Origin of the sequence: Paracoccus cavernae (assembly GCF_042430175.1) — a bacterium.
Classification (GTDB): Bacteria; Pseudomonadota; Alphaproteobacteria; order Rhodobacterales; family Rhodobacteraceae; genus Paracoccus; species Paracoccus cavernae.
Genome location: NZ_JBHMDZ010000049.1, coordinates 396,674 through 418,379, shown reverse-complemented (window position 1 = coordinate 418,379; position 21,706 = coordinate 396,674). Strand labels below are relative to the sequence as shown.

The 21,706-nt window shown below is 63.7% G+C and carries 23 protein-coding genes and 1 tRNA gene; 8 read left to right on the top strand and 16 right to left on the bottom strand.

What is annotated here, in order from left to right:
* Positions 1 to 74: 74 nt before the first annotated feature.
* The 3 genes from ACFFUC_RS19820 to gmk are packed head-to-tail and all read right to left on the bottom strand — an operon-like array spanning position 75 to position 2,307.
* Positions 75 to 1,154 carry a sensor histidine kinase gene (locus ACFFUC_RS19820; protein WP_377688651.1) on the bottom strand — a complete coding sequence of 360 codons (1,080 nt, stop codon included), beginning with the start codon at positions 1,152 to 1,154 and terminating at the stop codon, positions 75 to 77.
* A gap of 2 nt (positions 1,155 to 1,156) precedes the next feature.
* Positions 1,157 to 1,675, bottom strand: coding sequence for a gamma carbonic anhydrase family protein (locus tag ACFFUC_RS19815; RefSeq protein WP_377688650.1), 519 nt, complete (start codon positions 1,673 to 1,675; stop codon positions 1,157 to 1,159).
* Entirely contained in the window at positions 1,672 to 2,307 is a 636-nt protein-coding gene (gene gmk, locus ACFFUC_RS19810; protein WP_377688649.1) for a guanylate kinase, read from the bottom strand. Before gmk ends, ACFFUC_RS19815 begins: the two co-directional genes overlap by 4 nt.
* A gap of 210 nt (positions 2,308 to 2,517) precedes the next feature.
* Between gmk and ACFFUC_RS19805 the strand changes: the two genes are divergently transcribed.
* A complete protein-coding gene (locus ACFFUC_RS19805) occupies positions 2,518 to 3,300 on the top strand; it encodes a PAS domain-containing protein (RefSeq protein WP_377688648.1) in 783 nt (260 codons plus the stop codon).
* A gap of 142 nt (positions 3,301 to 3,442) precedes the next feature.
* On the opposite strand, the gene ACFFUC_RS19800 is transcribed toward ACFFUC_RS19805, so the two are convergent.
* Positions 3,443 to 4,849 carry a class II 3-deoxy-7-phosphoheptulonate synthase gene (locus ACFFUC_RS19800; protein ID WP_377688647.1) on the bottom strand — a complete coding sequence of 469 codons (1,407 nt, stop codon included), beginning with the start codon at positions 4,847 to 4,849 and terminating at the stop codon, positions 3,443 to 3,445.
* Positions 4,850 to 5,137: 288 nt separating this feature from the next.
* On the opposite strand from ACFFUC_RS19800, the gene ACFFUC_RS19795 reads away from it, so the two are divergent.
* From ACFFUC_RS19795 to ACFFUC_RS19770, 6 genes are all read left to right on the top strand, one after another.
* Positions 5,138 to 6,067: a GlxA family transcriptional regulator gene (locus ACFFUC_RS19795; RefSeq protein ID WP_377688694.1), complete on the top strand. Its 930-nt coding sequence runs from the start codon at positions 5,138 to 5,140 to the stop codon at positions 6,065 to 6,067.
* Between the two features lie 199 nt (positions 6,068 to 6,266).
* Positions 6,267 to 7,451, top strand: coding sequence for an ABC transporter substrate-binding protein (locus ACFFUC_RS19790; protein WP_377688646.1), 1,185 nt, complete (start codon positions 6,267 to 6,269; stop codon positions 7,449 to 7,451).
* 102 nt (positions 7,452 to 7,553) lie between these two features.
* A complete protein-coding gene (locus ACFFUC_RS19785) occupies positions 7,554 to 8,429 on the top strand; it encodes an ABC transporter ATP-binding protein (RefSeq protein WP_377688645.1) in 876 nt (291 codons plus the stop codon).
* Entirely contained in the window at positions 8,426 to 9,136 is a 711-nt protein-coding gene (locus ACFFUC_RS19780; protein WP_377688644.1) for an ABC transporter ATP-binding protein, read from the top strand. Before ACFFUC_RS19785 ends, ACFFUC_RS19780 begins: the two co-directional genes overlap by 4 nt.
* A gap of 3 nt (positions 9,137 to 9,139) precedes the next feature.
* A complete protein-coding gene (locus ACFFUC_RS19775; protein WP_377688643.1) occupies positions 9,140 to 10,147 on the top strand; it encodes a branched-chain amino acid ABC transporter permease in 1,008 nt (335 codons plus the stop codon).
* An 11-nt stretch (positions 10,148 to 10,158) separates the two neighbouring features.
* On the top strand, positions 10,159 to 11,499 hold the full coding sequence (locus ACFFUC_RS19770) for a branched-chain amino acid ABC transporter permease (RefSeq protein WP_377688642.1): 1,341 nt from the start codon (positions 10,159 to 10,161) through the stop codon (positions 11,497 to 11,499).
* Between the two features lie 116 nt (positions 11,500 to 11,615).
* Here ACFFUC_RS19770 and purN read toward each other — a convergent pair whose 3' ends face one another.
* Both purN and purM read right to left on the bottom strand, forming a co-directional pair.
* A complete protein-coding gene (purN, locus tag ACFFUC_RS19765; protein ID WP_377688641.1) occupies positions 11,616 to 12,224 on the bottom strand; it encodes a phosphoribosylglycinamide formyltransferase in 609 nt (202 codons plus the stop codon).
* Positions 12,221 to 13,267, bottom strand: coding sequence for a phosphoribosylformylglycinamidine cyclo-ligase (gene purM, locus ACFFUC_RS19760; RefSeq protein ID WP_377688640.1), 1,047 nt, complete (start codon positions 13,265 to 13,267; stop codon positions 12,221 to 12,223). Before purM ends, purN begins: the two co-directional genes overlap by 4 nt.
* Before the next feature lie 198 nt (positions 13,268 to 13,465).
* On the opposite strand from purM, the gene ACFFUC_RS19755 reads away from it, so the two are divergent.
* Positions 13,466 to 13,541, top strand: a tRNA-Ile gene (locus ACFFUC_RS19755).
* A gap of 161 nt (positions 13,542 to 13,702) precedes the next feature.
* Here ACFFUC_RS19755 and ACFFUC_RS19750 read toward each other — a convergent pair.
* From ACFFUC_RS19750 to ACFFUC_RS19705, 10 genes are all read right to left on the bottom strand, one after another.
* Entirely contained in the window at positions 13,703 to 13,930 is a 228-nt protein-coding gene (locus ACFFUC_RS19750; protein WP_377688639.1) for a hypothetical protein, read from the bottom strand.
* On the bottom strand, positions 13,930 to 14,616 hold the full coding sequence (locus ACFFUC_RS19745) for a lysozyme family protein (protein ID WP_377688638.1): 687 nt from the start codon (positions 14,614 to 14,616) through the stop codon (positions 13,930 to 13,932). Before ACFFUC_RS19745 ends, ACFFUC_RS19750 begins: the two co-directional genes overlap by 1 nt.
* Before the next feature lie 13 nt (positions 14,617 to 14,629).
* Positions 14,630 to 14,920, bottom strand: a complete 291-nt coding sequence (locus ACFFUC_RS19740) for a hypothetical protein (RefSeq protein WP_377688637.1) — start codon at positions 14,918 to 14,920, stop codon at positions 14,630 to 14,632.
* Positions 14,921 to 15,104: 184 nt separating this feature from the next.
* Positions 15,105 to 16,022 (bottom strand): glycine-rich domain-containing protein, encoded by a 918-nt coding sequence (locus tag ACFFUC_RS19735; RefSeq protein WP_377688636.1) that lies wholly within the window; start codon positions 16,020 to 16,022, stop codon positions 15,105 to 15,107.
* Positions 16,022 to 16,366 (bottom strand): collagen-like triple helix repeat-containing protein, encoded by a 345-nt coding sequence (locus tag ACFFUC_RS19730; RefSeq protein WP_377688635.1) that lies wholly within the window; start codon positions 16,364 to 16,366, stop codon positions 16,022 to 16,024. Before ACFFUC_RS19730 ends, ACFFUC_RS19735 begins: the two co-directional genes overlap by 1 nt.
* The gene (locus ACFFUC_RS19725; protein ID WP_377688634.1) at positions 16,366 to 16,653 is read right to left on the bottom strand and encodes a hypothetical protein; all 288 of its coding nucleotides are present in this window, start codon (positions 16,651 to 16,653) and stop codon (positions 16,366 to 16,368) included. The genes ACFFUC_RS19730 and ACFFUC_RS19725 overlap by 1 nt, the downstream gene beginning before the upstream one ends.
* 13 nt (positions 16,654 to 16,666) lie before the next feature.
* Positions 16,667 to 17,233: a hypothetical protein gene (locus ACFFUC_RS19720; protein ID WP_377688633.1), complete on the bottom strand. Its 567-nt coding sequence runs from the start codon at positions 17,231 to 17,233 to the stop codon at positions 16,667 to 16,669.
* Positions 17,230 to 18,618, bottom strand: a complete 1,389-nt coding sequence (locus ACFFUC_RS19715) for a hypothetical protein (RefSeq protein WP_377688632.1) — start codon at positions 18,616 to 18,618, stop codon at positions 17,230 to 17,232. The genes ACFFUC_RS19720 and ACFFUC_RS19715 overlap by 4 nt, the downstream gene beginning before the upstream one ends.
* A gap of 34 nt (positions 18,619 to 18,652) precedes the next feature.
* Positions 18,653 to 19,690: a phage portal protein gene (locus ACFFUC_RS19710; RefSeq protein WP_377688631.1), complete on the bottom strand. Its 1,038-nt coding sequence runs from the start codon at positions 19,688 to 19,690 to the stop codon at positions 18,653 to 18,655.
* Between the two features lie 68 nt (positions 19,691 to 19,758).
* A complete protein-coding gene (locus ACFFUC_RS19705) occupies positions 19,759 to 21,696 on the bottom strand; it encodes a phage major capsid protein (RefSeq protein ID WP_377688630.1) in 1,938 nt (645 codons plus the stop codon).
* Positions 21,697 to 21,706 lie beyond the last annotated feature (10 nt).

The window sequence follows — 21,706 nt, the reverse complement described above, 5'->3', positions numbered from 1 at the left end:
GGCGGCCTTTTCCATTGTCCCTCCGCAATGCCATTGCGCGGCTTGCGGGTGCACCTATTGTGCGGAAAGGCGGCTCAGCCCTTCGGCTCCGCGCCCCGACCGGTTGCGCGGGGATCGGGCAGAATGACGGTAAAGCGGCTGCCCACGCCTTTCTCGCTTTCGATCTTGAGCCGGCCGCGGTGGCGGTTCACGATATGCTTGACGATCGCCAGCCCCAAACCCGTGCCGCCCTGTTCGCGCGAACGGTGGGTATCGACGCGGTAGAAGCGTTCCGTCAGACGCGGCAGATGCTCCGAGGAAATCCCTTCGCCCTGATCGGCCACGGTGATCGCGACGGCGGGACCGCGCAGCACCGGCTCATGCGCGATCGCGGCAAAGCTGACCGAGACCTTGCCGCCGGCGCGACCGTATTTCAGCCCGTTCTCGACCAGATTGTCGAAGACCTGCACCAGCTGATCGGGATCGCCCATGACCGTGACGGGCGTGTCGGGCATGATCGCCTCGACCTCTGCCCCTGCCGCCTCTGCCGTCGGGCTGAGACTGGCCACGACATTGCGCAGGATCGCGGTCAGATCGACCCCCTGCACCGGACGGCGGCGCTCTTCGGCCTCGACGCGGCTGAGCGACAGGAGATCGCCGACAAGGCGGTTCATCCGTCCCGCCTCGCGCTCCATGATGCCCAGAAAGCGGTCGCGGACCGCCTCGTCGTTGCGGGCGGGGCCGCGCAAGGTCTCGATAAACCCCATGAGCGCGGTCAGCGGCGTGCGCAGCTCGTGGCTGACATTGGCCACGAAATCGCGCCTCATCTGTTCTGCGGCGTCAAGGCTGCTGCGGTCCTCGAAAGCCAGCGCCGCGCCACGCCCGTCCTCGAGCGCAAGCGGGCTGACCATGGTCTGGACCGAAAGATCGCGCCCCTGCACCGAGATCATCGCCGCCAGCTTTTCCGGCCCTGCCTCTGCGCCGCCCAGCACCTTCTCGACCGCATCATTGACGCCGGGGTGGCGCACCACGGTCACGAAGGGGCGTCCGAGAATGCCCGCGCCGAACAGCTCGCGCGCGGCGGCATTGGCCATGATCAGGCGCATCTGCGCATCGACCACCAGCATGGCCATCGGAACGGCCTCGATCGCCTGATCGTAAGCGGGAAGGCTCATGGTCAGGCCGGCTTCAGACCGGCACGAAAGCGCGCCGCATTGGCCTGATAATGGGCGGCGGAGCGCAGAAGACCGGCCTTGGTCTCTTCGTCCAGCTCGCGGATGATCTTGCCCGGCGCGCCCATGACCAAAGCGCCCGGCGGAATTTCCTTGCCCTCGGCGACCAGAGCGCCCGCGCCGATCAGCGCCCCCGCCCCGATTTTCGCGCCGTTGAGGATGATCGCGCCCATGCCGACCAGCGCGCCGTCACCAATGGTGCAGCCGTGCAGGATCGCGCGGTGGCCGATGGTGCAGTTTTCGCCCACGACCAGCGGATGGCCGGGGTCGGTGTGGAAGACGCAAAGCTCCTGCACGTTCGAGCCTTTGCCGACGCGGATCTCTTCGTTGTCGCCGCGCAGGACCGCGCCGAACCAGATGCTCGCGCCCTCCTCCAAGGTGACACGCCCCATGACTTGCGCATCGGGCGCGACCCATGCATCCGCGGCAATCTGCGGCTTTACCCCATCCAGTTCCCAGATCATTTGCCAATCTCCTCGGCCATCAGCTTGCGAATGAACGGCCCCAGCCCGACCTGACGGTCGCGGCGCAGTCGTTCTGCGGTCAGGATTGTCTTGAGTTCCTCGGTCGCGCGGTCAAGATCTTCGTTGACCAGAACATAGTCGTATTCAGCCCAATGGCTGATTTCGTTGAGGCTTTTTTGCATCCGGCCCTGAATGACCTCGGCGCTGTCTTGTCCGCGCGCGATCAGGCGGCGTTCCAGCTCGATCAGGCTCGGCGGCAGGATGAAGACCGAGACGACATGCGCCCCGAGCGCCGAAGCGCGGATCTGCTGGCCGCCCTGCCAATCGACGTCGAACAGCGTATCGCGACCCTCGCGCATCGCGGCCTCGACCGGCTGGCGCGGCGAGCCGTAATAATTGCCGAAGACCTCGGCATGTTCGAGCATCTGGCCCTGATCGACCAAGGCGCGGAAATCCTCGACGCCAAGAAAGTCGTAATGCTGGCCGTGGACCTCGCCCGGACGCGGCGCGCGCGTCGTCGCCGAGACCGAGAAGCGCAGCGACGGGTCCCATTCCATCAGGCGTCGCGCCAAAGTCGATTTCCCCGCCCCCGAAGGAGAGGAGAGAATGATCAAAAGCCCGCTGCGTTCCATGAAACCCCCGATAATCTGGCTTGTGCTTCAATGCGCATCGCCAGCCTCGGGGTCAAGTGCCAGCCGCCCCGCCCCTGCAAAGGCAAAACAGCTCCGCCGGCAAAACAACCGCAAGGTTAACCAGAGGTTGATAATTCAATCGATCGGTGGATCAAAACGCGGTAGGCTGACGTTGTATGGTTCTCAGGTCAGTTTTTTCGAGTTTCCCACATGTTTAACGACAACGGCGACGACGGCGTTCCAGATATCATCCGGGCGAAAGCCTTTCCTGCACCGCCCACGGGCGGTGAAGTGCTGCATATGGCCGATTTCGACCCAAACCGTGCCGGACAGATCCTGCTGGAGCTGCGCCACTATTGGGAGGGTCTGCGCAAAGGCCGCGCCATCCCCGACCGTGCCGATGTCGAACCCAAGGGCATCCGCTCTGCGCTCGATTTCGCCTTCATCCTCGAACGGGTCGCACCGGGGGCCGCGCGGTTCCGGCTTGCGGGCCGCCATCTGATCGATCTGATGGGGATGGAGGTGCGGGGCATGCCCTTTTGCTCGCTGCTCAATCCGGAATCGCGCGGGCGTCTGTCGGATGTGCTCGAAAGCGTCTTCAAAGCGCCCCAGATCGCGGAATTGCGCCTCCGCTCAGAACCGGGCTACGGTCGCCCCGAACTGGTTGCACGCATGCTGGTCCTGCCGCTGAAATCCGATCTGGGCGATGTAACCCGTGCCATGGGTTGCATCATCTCGGAAGGCGAGATCGGCCGCGCCCCGCGCCGTTTCGACATCATGGCCGAAGAACTCACACCAGTCATTCCGGGCGCTTTGGTGCTTGAGCCCTCGCCCTCGGCCGCCGGTTTTACCGAAGCTCCCGCCGCACCCTGGCGCGCGGCCAGCCCTGCGCCCGTTGCACCGGAAGGCGTCTCGGAACCAAGGCCTGCCGAGGGCGACGCCTCGCCCGAAGCGCGTCGCGCCCGTTTCCGCATCGTGATCGATAACGACTAAGGCCAAGCGCTGCGCCATTCGGGCTCCGACGCAGGGCAGGACATGAAAAAGCCGCCGCAACCGGAAGGTCGCGGCGGCTTTCAATTTCCATTCCGCAGGCAGCGCCGATCCGCAAAACGGAGCGGCAGCCGCCCGAGGGCCATCAGCCTGCTTTGGCTTGGCGCGCCTCTTCGAGACGGCGGCCACGCAGTTCCTCGGCGACGAGGAAGGCCAGTTCCAGCGACTGGCTGGCGTTCAGGCGCGGGTCACATGCGGTGTGGTAGCGCGAGGACAGATCCTCGTCGGTCACGGCGCGCACGCCGCCGGTGCATTCGGTCACATCCTGACCGGTCATCTCGAAATGGACGCCGCCCGGAATGGTGCCTTCGGCTTTGTGGACCCCGAAGAATTCGCGCACTTCGCGCAGGACCGAATCGAAGGTCCGCGTTTTGTAGCCCGAAGCCGCCTTGATCGTGTTCCCGTGCATCGGGTCACAGGTCCAGACGACGTTGGCACCCTCTTCCTGCACGGTCTTGATCAGACGCGGCAGGTGGTCGCCGACCGAACCGGCACCGAAGCGCGCGATCAGGGTCAGACGGCCGGCCTCGTTCGCCGGATTCAGTTTCTCCATCAGGCGCTTGAGGTCCTCGGTCGTGGTCGAGGGACCGCATTTCAGGCCGATCGGGTTCTGGACGCCGCGACAGAATTCGACATGCGCGCCGTCAACCTGACGGGTGCGGTCGCCGATCCAGATCATGTGGCCCGAGCCCGCGACCGGAAGGCCGGTCGTCGAATCGATGCGGGCGAGCGCTTCTTCATATTCCAGAAGCAGGGCTTCATGGCTCGTGTAGAATTCAACTTGCGCAAGCTCGTGAGCGGTTTCTCCGGTGACGCCCGCCGCCGCCATGAACGCCATCGCATCCGAAATGCGGTCGGCGATATCGCGGTAGCGCGCGGCCTCCGGCCCGCCGGTGAAGTCCGAGATCCAACTTTGCACGCGATGGATATCGGCATAGCCGCCGGTCGAGAAGGCGCGCAGCAGGTTCAGCGAGGCAGCCGCCTGGGTATAGGCCGCCAGCATGCGCTGCGGATCGGGGATACGCGCTTCCGGGCTGAAGTCGAAACCGTTGATGATGTCGCCGCGGTAGCTCGGGAGCTCCACCCCGCCAACCGTCTCCATCGGAGCCGAGCGCGGCTTGGCGAACTGGCCTGCCATCCGGCCGACCTTCACGACCGGAAGCTGTGCGCCCCAGGTCAGAACGACAGCCATCTGCAGCATCACCTTGAAGGTGTCGCGGATGTTGTCTGCCGAGAATTCGGCAAAGCTCTCGGCGCAATCGCCGCCTTGCAGCAGGAAGGCACGGCCTGCCGCGACATCGGCAAGATGGGCACGAAGACGACGGGCCTCGCCCGCAAAAACCAGGGGCGGATATTTCGCAAGCTGCGCCTCGACGCCCTCGACAGCCGAGAGATCGGGATAATCCGGCATCTGGACACGCGGGCGCTCACGCCATCCACGCTTGTCCCAGGCCGGTGTTGCGGTCGCGATGTGACGCGTTGTATCTGCCATGGTCTGGTGTCCTTCATGTTCAGTGGAGCACATATAGGGGGCTGGAAGCGAAAGGGGAAGGCTTGCGCCCGCCCCCCTCACCTGATGATCTGACCCTGTCACTTTTGCGCCAAAGCCATGACCGATAGAGCCAAACCCCTTTCCCGCAAAAAAGCCGCCCCGCCAACGGCCGCTTTCGATGCCCCCGCCGCGGAAGCGGCCCTGAAACACCCCGCGAATGCGGTGCCGGATCCGTCCGCGCAAGCCGCTGCCGCGCTCGACCCGGCGCGGCGCTATGTGTTTTTGCTCATGGACCGCTTCACCATGATCTCCTTCGCCGCCGCGATCGAGCCGTTGCGGCTGGCCAACCGCCTTGCGGGACGCGAGCTTTACAGCTGGCGCCTGATCGGGCCTGCGGGTTTCGAGGCGGTCTGCTCCAACGGCGCGCGGATCGCGCTGGATGGCGGGCTCGAGGACTGCGCGCGCGAAGACACGATCATCGTCTGCGGAGGCGTCGATGTGAAACGCGCCACGACCAAGGCGATTCTCGGCTGGTTGCGCCGTCAGGCCCGCCGCGGCGCGCGGCTCGGGGCATTATGTACCGGCGCGCGCGTTCTGGCCGAGGCGGGACTGCTCGACGGGCGGCGCGCAACGATCCATTGGGAAAACCAAGACGGCCTGGCCGAGGAATTTCCCGATGTGCTGCTTATCCATTCGGTTTTCGTCGAGGACGGCAATTTCCTGACCGCGGCCGGCGGCACTGCCGCGATCGACCTGATGTTGCGCCAGATCGCGCGCGATCAGGGCAATGATCTGGCTGCGGGCGTGGCGGACCAGATGATCCATACCGCGATCCGGTCCGAAAGCGACCAGCAGCGCCTGTCCATCCCGACCCGCATCGGCGTGCGCCACCCCCGCCTCGCGGCAATCGTGGCGCGGATGGAGGCCAATCTCGAAGATCCGATCAGCCCCGCGCGACTGGCAGCGGATGCCCAGATCTCGCCGCGCCAGCTCGAACGGCTTTTCGCACGCTACATGGGCCGCTCGCCCAAGCGCTATTACATGGAAATCCGGCTGGAACGCGCGCGCAACCTGCTGCTCCAGACCGATATGAGCGTGATGGAGATCGGCCTTGCCTGCGGCTTTGCCAGCGCCGCGCATTTCGCCAAAAGCTATCGCGCGATCTATGGCGCAACCCCTTACCGCGAGCGCAATGCACAGGCCGGATTGCCGCTCTGATCCGCCCTGTCCGGCGGCCTGACCGCTGCTCTCCGCCCCCGCAAGGTGCCCCGCGCAAAACAGCGCGCAAGGGGCGCTGGAGGAGCTTGCCGTAACGGCAGCCCATATACGGTTATAGGCCTAGCGTTAACATGCTTTTCTTTTGTCCGGAGCGCTTATAGCCTGAAGGTCGGATAACATTCCGAACAGGGAGAAAAACATGAAAAAGCTGCTTCTGGCCTCTGCCGCCTGCGTCATGGTCGCCGGTGCCGCCTCGGCCGAAGATGTGAAGATCGGCGTATCCTTCGGCTTCACCGGCCCGCTGGAATCGATGTCGCCGAACATGCTCAAAAGCGTCGAGCTGGCCGCAAAGGAAGTCTCGGACAGCGGCAAGTTCCTTGACGGCTCGACCGTCTCGGTGGTTCAGGGCGACAGCACCTGCACCGATGCCGCCGCGGCCGTAGCCACGGTCGAGCGTCTTGTTACGGCAGAGGGCGTCAAAGGCATCATCGGCGGCATGTGCTCGGGCGAAACCATCGCCTCGCTGGAAAAAGTCGGCGTCCCGAACGGCATGGTGATGATCTCGCCGTCCGCGACCTCGCCCGCGCTGACCGGTATCGCCGATCAGGGCCTGTTCTTCCGCACCTCGCCCTCCGACGCGCGTCAGGGCGATGTCATGGCAGACATCACGCTGGAGCACGACATCAAAACCGTCGCCGTGACCTATACCAACAACGACTACGGCAAGGGTCTCGCCGACGCTTTCGTTCAGGCCTATGAAGCCAAAGGCGGCAAGGTCACGATGAATGCGGCCCATGACGACGGCAAGGCCGACTATTCGGCCGAAGTCGCGGCACTGGCTTCGGCGGGCGGCGATGCGCTGGTCGTGGCGGGCTATGTCGACCAGGGCGGCTCGGGCATCGTTCAGGGCTCGCTCGATTCCGGCGCTTTCAGCACCTTCGTCTTCCCCGACGGCATGGTCGCACAGGCTCTGGTCGAGCGTTTCGGCAACCAGCTTGAAACCTCCTTCGGTCAGAACCCCTCGGCCGATGGTCAGGGCCACGACACGTTCAACGAGATGGCGACCGCAGGCGGCTTTGACGCCACCTCGGCCTTTGCGGGCGAATCCTATGATGCGACCGCGCTGATCCTGCTGGCGATGCAGTCCGCGAAATCCTCGGACCCGAAAGTCTACAAGGACAAGGTCATGGAAATCGCCAATGCGCCGGGCGAAAAGATCTATCCGGGCGAGCTGGCCAAAGGGCTGGAGCTGCTCGCGGCAGGCACCGACATCGACTATGTCGGCGCGACCGCCGTCGAGATGCTCGAGCCGGGCGAGACTGCGGGCACCTACCGCGAAGTCGACTTCAAGGGCGGCACGCTCAACGTCGTCAAGTTCCGCTAATATCTTCAGGAAAGGCCCGGAGCGGAAACCTCCGGGCCTTTTCTCAACCAGATCAAAGATCTGACACGATAACCTCGTATAAAACGGGGAGTGGGGAGTATAATGATCCAGGTCCACGACCTGCATAAGCATTTCGGGGGATTCCGCGCGGTTCAGGGAACAAGCCTGACGATCGAGACCGGCTCGATCACCGGCCTGATCGGGCCGAACGGCGCAGGAAAATCCACCCTTTTCAACGTGATCGCGGGTGTTCTCAAACCGACCTCGGGAACGGTCATCATGGATGGCGAGGACATCACGGGCCTTGCCCCCCACGAGCTTTTCCACAAGGGGCTGCTGCGGACCTTCCAGCTTGCACACGAGTTTTCCTCGATGACGGTGCGCGAGAATCTGATGATGGTGCCCGCCGGCCAGACCGGCGAGACGCTGTGGAACACATGGTTCAAGCGCGGCCAGATCCGCGAAGAAGAGCGGGTCTTGCGCCAAAAGGCCGACGAGGTTCTCGACTTCCTGACGATCTCCCATGTCGCCGACGAAAAGGCCGGCAATCTTTCGGGCGGCCAGAAGAAGCTGCTCGAGCTTGGCCGCACCATGATGGTCGATGCCAAGATCGTCTTTCTCGACGAGGTCGGGGCGGGCGTGAACCGCACGCTTCTGGGCACGATCGGCGATGCCATCGTGCGGCTGAACCGCGAGCGCGGCTATACGTTCTGCGTGATCGAACACGACATGGATTTCATCGGCCGCCTCTGCGATCCGGTGATCGTCATGGCCGAGGGCAAGGTTCTCGCGCAGGGCTCGGCCAAGACCATCATGGAAAACGAGGCCGTGATCGAGGCCTATCTCGGCACCGGCCTCAAGAACAAGGTGGCTGCCGAAATCGGGGCCGAACGCGATCTGGGCGAAAGCCACGGCGCGCAGCCGGGACTGGGCGCGGAAAGCGGCATGAACACGGGCAAGGCGGGGGATCACGCATGAGCCAACCCTACCTCTCGGCCTCGAATATGCGCGGCGGCTACGGCAAGGCCGATATTCTCAACGATTGCACGATCACCGTCGACAAGGGCCAGATCGCCGTCATAGTCGGTCCGAACGGCGCCGGAAAGTCCACCGCGATGAAGGCGGTTTTCGGCATGCTCGGGCTGCGCGAAGGCCGCGTGCTGCTGGCGGGCGAGGATATCACCACGCTCTCGCCGCAAGACCGCGTCAAGAAAGGCATGGGCTTCGTGCCCCAGACCCACAATATCTTTCCCTCGATGTCGGTCGAGGAGAACCTCGAAATGGGGGCCTATATCCGCAACGACGACTACCGCGACACGCTGGCGCAGGTCTACGAGCTGTTTCCCGCCGTGGCCGACAAGCGCCGCCAGAATGCCGGCGAATTGTCGGGCGGGCAGCGCCAGCAGGTCGCCGTCGGGCGCGCGCTGATGACGAAGCCCTCGCTTCTGATGCTCGACGAGCCGACGGCGGGCGTCTCGCCCATCGTCATGGACGAGCTTTTCGACCGCATCATCGAGGTTGCCCGCACCGGCATCTCGATCCTCATGGTCGAACAAAACGCCCGACAGGCGCTGGAGATCGCCGATATCGGCTATGTCCTCGTGCAGGGCACCAACCGCTACACGGACAGCGGCAAGGCCCTGATGGCCGATCCCGACGTGCGCCGAACGTTCCTCGGGGGTTAAGACATGGATTTGCTCAACGCCCTTGTGGCGGTCCTGAACTTCGTCGTGGTGCCCGCGGCCGCCTATGGCGCGCAGCTGGCGCTTGGCGCGCTTGGCGTGACGCTGATCTACGGCATCCTGCGCTTTTCCAACTTCGCCCATGGCGACACCATGGCCTTCGGTACCGCGCTGTGCATTCTCGTGACTTGGGGATTGCAGGCGCTCGGGCTGTCGATCTTCCCCCTGCCCGTCGCGCTTCTGGCGCTGCCGATCGCGATCGCGCTCACCGCGGTTCTGCTGATCGGGACCGACCGCGTGGTTTACCGCTTCTACCGGCGCAAGAAATCCGATCCGATCATCATGGTCATGGCCTCGGTCGGCGTGATGTTCATCATGAACGGCCTCACCCGTGTCGTGATCGGCGTGGACGAGATCCGTTTCGACGACGGCGCGCGCTTCGTGATCGATGTCGCGACCTTCCGCAACATGACCGGCCTGCAAGAGGGCCTCGCCCTGCGCTCGAGCCAGCTCATCACGCTGGTCGTGACCGCAATCGCCTGTGTCGCGCTGTTCTGGTTTCTCGGCCGCACCAAATCGGGCAAGGCCATGCGCGCCTATTCCGACAACGAGGATCTCGCGCTTTTGTCCGGCATCGACTCCGAAAAGATCGTGCGCATGACCTGGATCATCGCCGCGGCTTTGGCGACGACGGCGGGCGTGCTTTATGGTCTGGATAAAAGCTTCAAGGCTTTCAATTACTTCCAGATTCTTCTGCCGATCTTTGCCGCCGCAATCGTCGGCGGTCTGGGCAACCCTTTGGGCGCGGTGGCGGGAGGGTTCATCGTCGCCTTTTCCGAGGTCGCGATCACCTATCCCTGGAAAAAAGTCGCGGGCTATCTCTTCCCCGACTGGCAACCGGACGGGCTGCTTCAGCTTCTGTCCACCGAGTATAAATTCGCGGTCAGCTTCGTCATACTGATCGTGGTGCTGTTGTTCCGGCCGACCGGCCTGTTCCGCGGCAAGTCTTTCTGAGGGGGCGTCACATGTCGAACAATCGTCAAGCCGCTGCATCGAGCCAATGGCGCGCACCCGTGGTTTTCGCCGTCATCTTCGTGCTTTTCGTGCTCGAAGGGACGACGCGGAACGCCCTTTTCTCCGGAAGCTGGAACTCGGCGCTCGGCATCCTCAACATGGGGCTGATCTCGGCGGTGATGGCGCTGGGGGTGAACCTGCAATGGGGTTATGCGGGGCTGTTCAATGCCGGTGTCGTGGGCTTTCTCGCCATCGGCGGCGTCGCCCCCGTCCTGATCGCCACCAAACCGGTCGAGGGGGCCTGGGCCGCCGGCGGCTGGCGGCTGATTGCCGCTTTCATTGTCGCGATCGGCGCGATCTTTCTCGCGACCCAGATCTGGAAGCGCCTGCCCAAACCCTGGAACAGGCTCGGCGTGCTCGGGTTGCTGGTGCTGGGTTTTGTCCTTTACCGCGGGCTTTTCGACCCTGCCGTCATCGCGATCGAGGCGAACAACTCCGCCTCGGCCGGCAATATCGGCGGGCTCGGGCTGCCTGTCCTGCTGTCATGGCCGGTGGGCGCGCTCTTTGCCGCGGCGGCGGCATGGGGTGTGGGCAAGGTCGCTTTGGGGCTGCGCTCGGATTACCTCGCGATTGCAACGCTCGGGATCGGCGAAATCATCGTGGCGGTGATGCGCAACGAGGAATGGCTGGCGCGGGGCGTCAAGAACATGTCCGGCATCCCCCGCCCCGTCCCCTACGAGATCGACCTGCAGGCCGATCCGTCCTTCGTCGCCAAGGCGGCCTCCTTCGGGATGGATCCTGCGGTTGCCTCGGGGATCTGGGTGAAGCTGCTTTACGCGGGACTGCTGAGCGCGGTTCTGCTTTTGCTGATCCTGCTGACCCAGCTTGCGCTGAAATCGCCTTGGGGCCGGATGATGCATGCGATCCGCGACAACGAGACCGCCGCCGAGGCGATGGGCAAGGATGTCACGCGCCGCCATCTCCAGATCTTCGTGATCGGCTCGGCCATCATCGGTCTGGCGGGAGCAATGATGATCACGCAGGACGGGCTGATGAGCCCGGGGGGCTATGCACCGTTGCGCTATACGTTCCTGATCTGGGTGATGGTGATCGTCGGCGGCTCCGGCAACAACTGGGGCGCGGTTCTGGGGGCGATCCTGATCTGGTTCCTCTGGATCAAGGCCGAAATCTGGGGCCCCGAGCTCATGGCGGCCCTGACCGCGCTTTTGCCCGAGGGCGGCGTTCGCGCCCACCTCATGGCCAGCGCGCCGCATATGCGCTTTATCGCCATGGGACTTGTCCTGCTGCTGGTGCTGCGGTTCTCGCCGCGCGGTCTCGTGCCTGAAAAGTAAGCCCGCATCCCAGGTCCGGACATGAAAACGCCCCGCATCTGCGGGGCGTTTTTCTTGGCGCGGTACGGGGGCGCTGCCCCCGTACCCCCGGGATATTTCATCATGAAAGATGCCGGTTAAAGCTCTGCCAGATCGAGCCGGTCGAGATTGCCCGCCGCAAAGCGGCGCAGAACCTGCGGATAAAGGCGATGCTCCTGCACCAATACGCGCGCCGCGAGGCTGTCCGCGCTGTCGTCCGGCTTTACCGCAACCCGCGCCTGACCGAGGATCGGGCCGGCGTCGAGCTCGGCGGTCACGAGATGGACCGTGGCCCCCGCCTCGCCATCGCCCGCGTCGATCGCGCGCTGATGGGTGTGCAGGCCCGGATATTTCGGCAGAAGCGAGGGATGGATATTCAGCATCCGCCCTTCGAAGCGGCTGACGAAACCGGGCGTCAGGATACGCATGAAACCGGCAAGGCAGAGAATATCGGGCTCGGCCTCGGCCAGACGCGCATATAGTGCATCTTCGAAGGCCTCGCGGTCGCCCTTGAAGGGCCGGTGGTCGATGGCGAAACTCGGAACACCCAGATCCCCGGCTTTCCTCAGCCCGCCCGCTTCGGGATCGTTCGAGCCGACCAGAACGGCGCGAGCGGGATGGTCGCCCGTCATCGATTCGACGAGGCGGATCATGTTCGACCCGCCCCCCGAAATCAGAAGGGCGACGCGTTTGACGCCGGATGTCACCGCAGGCGGCCGCTGTAGCGAACGCCCTCGCCCGGGGTGACGGTGCCGAGGCGGAAGGTCTTCTCGCCGGCGGTGGTCAGAACGGCCTCGATCTCGTCGGCGCGGTCGGCCGCGACGACGAGCACCATGCCGATCCCCGAGTTGAAGGTCTTGAGCATCTCGGCATCCGAGATCCCGCCGGCTTCGGCCAGCCAATCGAAGACCGCAGGCAGCGTCCAGCTGTCGAGCTCGACCTCGGCGCCAAGGTGTTTCGGCAGGACGCGCGGCAGGTTCTCGGTCAGGCCGCCGCCGGTGATATGGGCCGCCGCATGGACGCCGCCTGCGCGAATCGCCTGCAGGACCGAACGGACATAAAGCCGCGTCGGGACCAGAAGGGCCTGGCCGAGCGTGCCGGTCGCGAAGGGCGCGGCATCATCCCAGCCGAGACCGGCTTTCTCCGCGACGCGGCGCACCAGCGAGAAGCCGTTCGAATGGACGCCGTCCGAGCCGAGGCCGATCAGCACATCGCCATCGGCCACATCGCGCGGAAGCGCGGTCCCGCGCTCGAGCGCGCCGACCGCAAAGCCCGCGAGATCGAAGTCGCGGCCGTGATACATGCCCGGCATCTCGGCGGTCTCTCCACCGATCAGCGCGGTGCCCGACAGGCGGCAGCCTTCGGCGATCCCGTTGATAACACGGGCGGCTTCATCGACGGAAAGCTTGCCGGTCGCAAAATAATCTAGGAAGAAAAGCGGCTCGGCGCCTTGGCAGACGAGATCGTTGACGCACATGGCGACCAGATCGATCCCCACCCCGTCGAGCTCCTGCGTGTCGATCGCGATCCGCAACTTCGTGCCGACGCCATCGGTCGCGGCAACCAGCACCGGATCCTGATAGCCCGCCGCGCGCGGGTCAAACAGCGCGCCGAAGCCGCCGAGACCTTCCATCACGCCGGAGCGTTTGGTCGCCCCTGCCGCCGGTTTGATCCGCTCGACCAGCGCATTGCCTGCATCGATATCGACCCCTGCTTCGGCATAGGACATGCCGGTCTTGACTTCGCTCATTTTCGACCCCCGGGTTCAGTCAGCTCTCCGATAGCGGAAGGCCCGCTGTCAGGCAATGCGCTGCGGCCCGCCGCAGGGACTAATCGGGGTATTTCGCGTGTCGGAAATACCCTTGGGCCGGACAATCGGGCGGAAGCGGCGATCGCTGCTTGACCGACCGGTTCGATCCGCGCATATCCTTGCGCGTGACCACCGCGGGGGCCTGTAGCTCAATGGTCAGAGCAGGGCGCTCATAACGCCTTGGTTGGGGGTTCAAGTCCCTCCGGGCCTACCACCTACCCAAAATAACCAATATATTACAAAAACTTAAATAGATTGTGTCCCACGCAAATTTCGCCCGTGGGACACCTCGGCAGTTTATCCGCCTTTCAGCCTCGCAAGCGATGCGGGGCCAGACGACCCCGCCCGCAACTGAGTCGCTACCGAATACGACCGTCAGCGACGCTTGCCCGCCCACCACCGCCAGCCAACGCCAGCCGCGACAGCGCCGCCGCCGCTGATCACACCGACCAGCGCCAGCGCAGCGGCATCGGCAACAAGCCGCGCATCAAAACAGTAGTAACCAGACTGCGCCGTTGCCGTCACAAGCCCCAGCGTTGCAAGGCTCGACATAGAAGCGACCAGCCCCCAGCGGATCACGGTTGCAAATGCAATCTTGAGCATCACTTACCCCCAAACATGGATTTCAGAAGATTTGCCAGCGCCTCGACAATGCGAGCGCCAAGACAGCCGGAACCCGGCTCGCCGACCTCGAACGGCCCATCAAAGCGCGCCTTACTTTCGACCAGCGCCGCGCGCACATCTGCCACCGTCGCGCCCGACGCATTCAACCCGTCGCCCGCGTAATAGCTCTGCCCAGCCCGAACCCACCGCGCAGACCCCTGCATATCGTGAGGCACGGGAAAGCTTGCCCATTCCTGCGCAAGAGAAACCATCATCGCATCAAGCGACTTGCGGCCAGATAGATACTCGCCAAGCCCGCGCTTGCGCAGTAGATACGCCCCCGCCGCATCCTGACACGACTTGTCGAACCGCTCGGACGGCAACACCGCGCCCGCGTCAACGATCTCCGAAAGCGTCTTGCGGATGATTTGATAAAAGCCCGCCGCGCTCGACTTCGCGCCCTGCTCGACAACCTTCTTTTGCCACGCCTGCACCTCGGCAACGGTCATGGCGGTCAGATCGCGCGGGCGGAGCGCCTTTGGCACAAACCCCGAGACAATCCCATAATCGCCGCGCGACTCGGCGCGACCGATTAGCGCCAGCAAGGGCGCAATCTGTTTTGCAGTAAATTTCATCATCAGCCCATAAAAAAAGCCCGGCAAAGCCGGGCCGTTCCAGATCCCCACCGCTCGGCGGAAATCACTTGTATTCCTTGAAAACCCACCCAACGACCGCCCCAGCCAAGGCCCCGACGACCGCAACCCCGCCACGGTCAAGCCAACGGAAGAAAACCCCCCGGCCCATCGCCTGCCGCTCAAGGTCAAGGACGCGACCGCGCAAATCGCGGATCTCCAAATCAGCACGGTCTAGGCGATTGAAAAGCGTAACGGTTCGTTCCTCGATCCGAGCAAGGCTCACAATCGCCGCGCTCATATCGTCGATTTTTTGCTCAAGCCTTACGACCGTTCGCACCAACTCGGCTTCGCTCACAGGCCGCCCCCGTCTTGATCATCAAGCGATTGCTCGGGCGGGACAAAGCGCAAGCCGTCATAAGTCCAACCGATCCCGACCGCGTTTATAGGCCCAACCACAGCCCACCCGTCCGGGGCCGCGTAGCCCTCGGCCTCAACCGTCACCTGCGCGACAGAGCCGCCCTCTATGCGCGCTGCATAAATCATGTGATCACCACCACCTTTGCACTATCGGAAGGAAAAACGAGGACAAACAGGCCATCGCCACCACTGCCGGAACCCTGATTACCCCCACCACTGCCGCCACCATTTACGGCTGAAGCGGAAGCAACCCCGCGCGCCGCACTGGTCCCGCCATGCGTTGCCGCCCCCTGATCATAAGCAGAACCGCCGCCACCACCGCCGCAGATCTCCATTGCAGGCTCACACCAACCAAGCGCGATGCCAGCACCGCCCGCGCCGCCAATCTTGGGCAGACGATCAACGCCAGCACCACCAGCACCACCACCGCCGCCGCCGCCCTCACTCACGGCCCCAACGCCCGCATCTCCGCCCGACACAGAGTTGCCGCCCCGATTACCGGGGTCGCCCACGCCGCCGACGCGCGGGTTGCCATTCGTCCCAGCACCCCCGCCGTTTCCACCATTTCCGCCGTTACCGTTGCCGCTACCCGATCCGCCACCGGGCGAAACAGCCAATGCGACACCCCCCAACATCAGGCGAGAGGCAGAACCCGGATTGCCGGTGCCGGTCGCGGCCAATCCAGCACCACCCGCCCCGACCTCAACGTCATAGGAACCCGCCGCCAGATCGCCGAACGACACAACCGGCCACGACCCGCCACCGCCGCCGGTTGAGCGCCCGGTGTAACCCCCAGACCCCCCGCCACCAGCAAGAGCGTAGCGCGCGCCCTCGACCGGCCCGCTAACGTGCAGCGATCCCGACTGACGAAACAGAACCTGCATGAAGCCGACGCCATCACGCTCGAAGGTTGTAACGACCCCTCCGGCGACCGTAACGACGATAGGGCGCACCCACTCGCGCCCACCCAGCCAAAGGCGCTCAAGCTCGCCCCCGCCGCTCCACATACGATAGGCCGTAAAATCCAGAAGCCCGCCCATTACACGCCCGCAGGCTTGTAAGTGACGATATCGCCCGGATACTGCACCGCCGCCGCCTGCGCCGCAGCTAGATCGGTGAACGCCCGGATCTCGACAGAGACACCCGCTTCGCCTCGATCACCTTTGACACCTTGCGCGCCTCGATCACCCTGCAACCCCCGTTCTCCAGACAAGCCCCTCTCGCCCCGGTCGCCTTGATCCCCCTTGTCACCGCGCGGGATCGTCAGCACGTCGCCCTCATAGGTGACATTGCTGCCCGCTTGGCCGGTGGCCAAGGTGACGGCCTCAAGATCAAGCGCGCCTGACGGGCCACGATACCCGATGGTTGTCTTGACGACCTGCATCAGCAACCCCCTTCAATGTTGAGATAGAACGTTCCGGGCGGCTGCGCCCCGCGCTGGTCGATGTAATAGACGCTGGCGGGGTATAGCCGGGGCGGCAGGTCAAGCTCCGCTAGATCGACCTCGAAGCCCTCCGCGACCGGCACACCGTGCAAGACGATGCACTGCCCATGAGCCGCGACCCGAAGCTCCATGCGCAGGCCACCGAGGGGCGGCGGTGTCCCATCCGGTTGCTCCGGCGCAAAGACAAGCCCGCCCACCGTCCCAAGGCGATATTTTAAAACATCCATGATTTTACCTTATCTAGGCAGCGATACCGAAAAGGGCGTCAAGCTGGGCACCATCGACGCCCAGCCCGTCAGCAATCGCCAGCAAGACCGGATTAAGCCGGTCGATAACGACCGACCCCGACCAGCGCACGACCGCCTCAAGCTGCAACTCCGCCGGGAACCCGGCGAAAACACCCCGCATCGACGGCGGGATTTCTCCGCGCGCCGCTGGCCCTGCATCCTCGGGCGGGATGATCCCCGCCCGGATAGCAGCCAGCAAGAAATCGGATCGCGACATGCTTGCAGCCGCGCGCCGTCCCTCGTGTTCGGCTTCGGGATCTCGCATGTCGATCCATTCCACCGTTTCGGGGTTGAGAACCCAGCCGGGGCCGGGCTTCGGCGGCAGCGCGGTCACTACCCCATCGACAAGAATGAACTCGTCGGCGGGATAGTGCCCCTCGATCAGCGCGACGTTCAGGGGCGTGTTGGCCAGCACGTCGTCGAAGTTGGTCATGGCAAGGTGCCCGCAAACCTCGCCGAAACGCAGTTCGAACAGGGTGTATTGGGCTTCGGCCCCCGTGCCAAAAAGAGGCGCGCTCATTTGTACCACTCCAGATCCGTGATTTCGCCGCCGAGCGTTGCGTGATTGCCGCCCGAGCGCATTTGCAAGCGCAGGGTGTGACTGCCTGCGCTCATGCTGCGAATGAAGGTGAACTCTTGGATCGGACTGTCTGTGGTCTGCAGGCCCAGAATTTGGAATTCCGTCGTGCCATCCGGCCATTCAACGACTGCTCCATCAACCATGAAGCGCACATAGATCCTACTTGATCCGCCACCATTTGCGCGCCTGCGGAACCGGACGCTTTGCAGGTGGATGCCCGCCTTGGCGGAATTCCACGTCAGGGTATGAACATCGACAAAGGTCACGGTGTTGTCGGTCGCAACGCCCGTCCAGTTGGCGCTGGATCGTACCTGCGTGACCGCGCCGTCCTTGATGTTGATGGTGTCGACAGTGAGGTTTGCAATCTTCGCGCCGCTGACCGCGAGATTGGCAATCTTGGCCGCGTCGATGGCCAAGTTTGCAGTTTTCGCCCGTGTGACGACCAGATCATCGATCTGCGCCGACTTCGTGATGATACCAGCGGCGGCCAGCAGCCCGCCGGTTATCGTCTCAGCCTCGACATGCCGCCCTTGGATCGACCCATCGACGACAAGCTTGCCCGTGCCCTTCACCCTGGCGGTGGGGGCGGCGAAGGTAATATTGCTGTCGGTGCCCTCATAGATCGCCGCAAAGCGGAAGCGCGCTTGCAAAGCACCAGCAGGAACCACAACCGAGCCTTCATAAGGCGTGGCAGTGTTTGCCGCGCCGCTGATGGTGGCCGCATTTACCGTCGAGATTGCAGTTTCGGACTTGTCGAAGAACTGGATCTGGATCCGTGCGTTCATCATCGTGCCGGCGGCCCTGATGACCTGACCGGATACGAAAAGCTCATCCCCCGGGGTGACCGGGAAAAAGCCCCTCATATAGCCGTACTGGGTGTTGTTATTCACGTTCGCGGAGTGCGTGTAATACAGATCACCGACTGACTTCACGTCATTGCGTGGCGTGACCGGCCGCAACCCAAACGCGACCCCCATGACCCAAGACGCGGCGTCTTGCAGCTGGTCATCAGGGACAAGGTTCGTGAAGTCCGCAATCGCCAAGATGGACGCCACCACCGACCGCGCCGCAAGTTGATCGGTGCCGATGGCCCCCGCAGCGATTTGCGCCCCCGTAAGCTTGCCGACAATGAGGTCAGCAGCAACCTCGGCGGTCCATTTGGTGCCGTCCCAACGGTAAAACTGCCGGTCAGTAGTGAGCACGACCAAATCACCAATCCGCATTCCCGAAGTCGGAAAGGCGGTGACGGTTCTGGGAATGCGGATCGAGGCGGCAAACGCCGTTTCGTCCAGAATTCCGGCCACGCTCTCTTGGATGAAATGCACCCATGTCGTGCCGTTCCAGCGATACAGGCGGCTATCAGCGCGCGACCACGCCAATTCCCCAACATAGCCGCCCGGCGTCGAACGGCTGGGAATGTCGCGGGTCGTCCAAACACAACTCGACAGCCTCAATCAGACGCTGCAAAACCCGCGAAAAGTAATCCGCATTCAGGGCCGCGCTATTGGCGACATTCGGCATGACCCCGACGCCGATCTTGTACGCCGGGACATGGAACACACCACAGACAACCTCGGCAGACCATTTCATTTGCTCGACCAGCTGGGCATCGGTTGCCGTAACCGCGATAGACTGAAACTTCAGATCATTGCCCAGCACCGCGACCTTGCCGCGATTTGAACCGCCATAAGCCGCTTGCCACTGGTCGCGGATTAGCCCCGCATCCTCCGCATCAAGATCGCCGGGCGTTGCTAGAACCCCGGCAGGCATGGCCGCATTCGCGAACAAGTCCGCGCTCGACTTCTGCATTTCCATCCCTTGCGTTGCCCCCAACGCGGCAGCGTAAAGACGCGACAACCCAACGAGCGGATGAAACAGGCAATTATAGCGGTCATGGATCACATCAGCCGCGGGGATAGTTACATCAGCCCCGACGCCCGCCAGCGCATCGGATTTGACGTGGTAAAACACCTCGCCATCGGTCGAAACCTTCGGAATGACCCGCGCCGCGTCCAGAACATGAAGCCCGACAACGCCGCCGCCCGCGCCGTATTCTTTCAGGATATAGGCATTACCACTTTGCAGCTTTGACAAGATCCAGCTTTCAACAAACTGGATGCGGTTCTGATACAGGTTAGGCTTGCGCAAGACCGCATCCGCCGGACCCTCGACCCAAATTCGCCCAGCCTTGGCAACTTTCTTGATCCGCAGCTTGCCAATATCGCCCGCGACCAGAGACATGCAGGAAAACACGGCATGATGCGCAAGCGCCCGGTCGGCGTCAACAAAGGCCGGACACTGAAACGGCCCGACCAAATGCGAACCGCCGCGACCCGACCACAACTTAACACGCAAGCCCGAAAAAGCCCGGCGCACCCCCTGCACTGCCTTGCGCATAGCTGATCCCTTCCCAAAAAGAAAAAGGGGCAGCAATCGCCGCCCCCTCCCGCCCTATCGCCCGGCCCTTACGGGGCCGGGTCAGGCTCGCCCCATTTAACCGCCATCCACTGCACCGCCGCCGCACGACGACGACGCCAGCTAAGCGTCCGCAGCGCCCGGAAGCCGACCGCGCCCGTTTGGAACAGCGAGACAAGCTCCGTCGCCACAGGCGCGCCCGCATCGCCAAGCGGCATGTCGGTCATTTCCAAACTGGCCTCCGTCGAAATCTCGATTTCGACCTCGCCCTCATCCGCGAAATAGACCTCCGGGGCCGCGACCAGCGCCACGTTGTCGCCCATATGCTCGGACGCAATGACAGGCAGGCCCTCAAGCTTGCCGCCGCCCATATGCATCTCGGGCCAGATACGAACGCCGAACTCGTTCTTCATGAGCGACAGGCGAAGCGCCAAGCGGGCCGACATGATCCAGACGCCCGAACCGATCGACAGGTTAGCGGCGCTGAATTTTGCCATCAGGGCATAAATGTCCTGATTGATCGCAGCCAGATCATTGCCCGCAGACGGAAGCGCGGCAACGCCGTTCAAGATCGACCCCGGACGCGCCGCATTGCCTGCGCTCGTCGGGTCAATGAACGTCCCGTCCTGACACTGGATGATCGCCAGAGCCATTTGGTTGCGAATAAGACGCTCCGTTGCGGCCGAATTGTCGCGCAACTGTTCAAGCGTCACCGCCGTCAGCGCCGCGATTTTCCGCTTGCCCAAGGTTTCCCGATCAAACGAGCCCTTCGACATAGGGATTGCCTTGCCATCACCGACCCAAGCCGCACCAACCGGCGCAGTCTCCATCAGGACCGGCAAATCAAACGGCACCTCCGTCAGCGCCGGAACCCCGTCCAGACCGAAGCGCCCGACGATGGTTTGCGGGCGCAGGAAATCCACGAAATCCGCGATGCCGCCAACGTTTGCCATAAGCGCCGGATCACTTGCGCCGGTCATGGCACCGACCGCCGCCTTGGTCATGGTGACAACTTGCGGGTCGCGCGCGCCGTAAAGATCGCCCGCAATCGCCACCGCGTCCGACCCCGTTTTGCGGGCCAGAGCCGCGCAACGCGCATAGCGCGCAAGACGAATACCCGGCTCCGGCTCCGCCGCCTTCGCCACACCCGGCACGACAGGCGCGCGGCCAGAACCGCCCGGCCCGCGACCGGCACCAGCGGGCAGCACCGCCGCAACGGCACCCTTCGCAACCTGCATTGCGTCCAGCGACTTGAGGCGGGAAAGCCCCGCGTCAATCGCCTCGACCTCTGCCGAATGCTCATCAAAGCTCGCGACTTCCTCGGCGGTCATATCGCGGTCGCCATCTGCCGCCGCCGCATCGGCAATCGCCGCCATCGCATCCACTGCGCTCTTGCGTTTAAGCTCGCGCGCCGCAATCTGTTGCTTCACAGACATTCCGTTTCCCTTCATCTTGTCTTTGCCCGCAGCATGGGGCGCGTTTGCGGATGCACCCGGCTTTTTGCCCTTCGCGGCCAGCCCTGTTGCATCCAATGATTTGACCCGTTGAATTGTCGCCTCGACATTCGCCGGGATTGTCACAAGCGAAAGCTCGAACACCTCGCAGGCATCGACCCGAACCCCGCCGCTATCCAGATAGGACCACGACACCGGGCGGAAACCGATGCTCACCCCCGTGACCAGACCGGACGTGACGCTTTGCCATGCTTCCTCGACCCGATCACGAACCGGCCCCGGCTCGGCCACCACCGGCAACTCCGCCTCAAACGTGACGCTTTCGGCGGTTGGCTGATCGAACCAGACCCGGCCAACCGGCGCGGAAATGTCATGTTGCCACAGCAGCGGCGCGGGATTGGTGAACGTCACCCCCAACGGCTCGATAATATCGCCGTCCCGGTCAGGCGCGGGCGTTGTCGCGATGCCCTTAATGCGCCGCCCGCCCTCGCTAACCGACTTGACGGTCAGCAAGCTATAAGCGCGATTTTTCATCGCGTTCCCC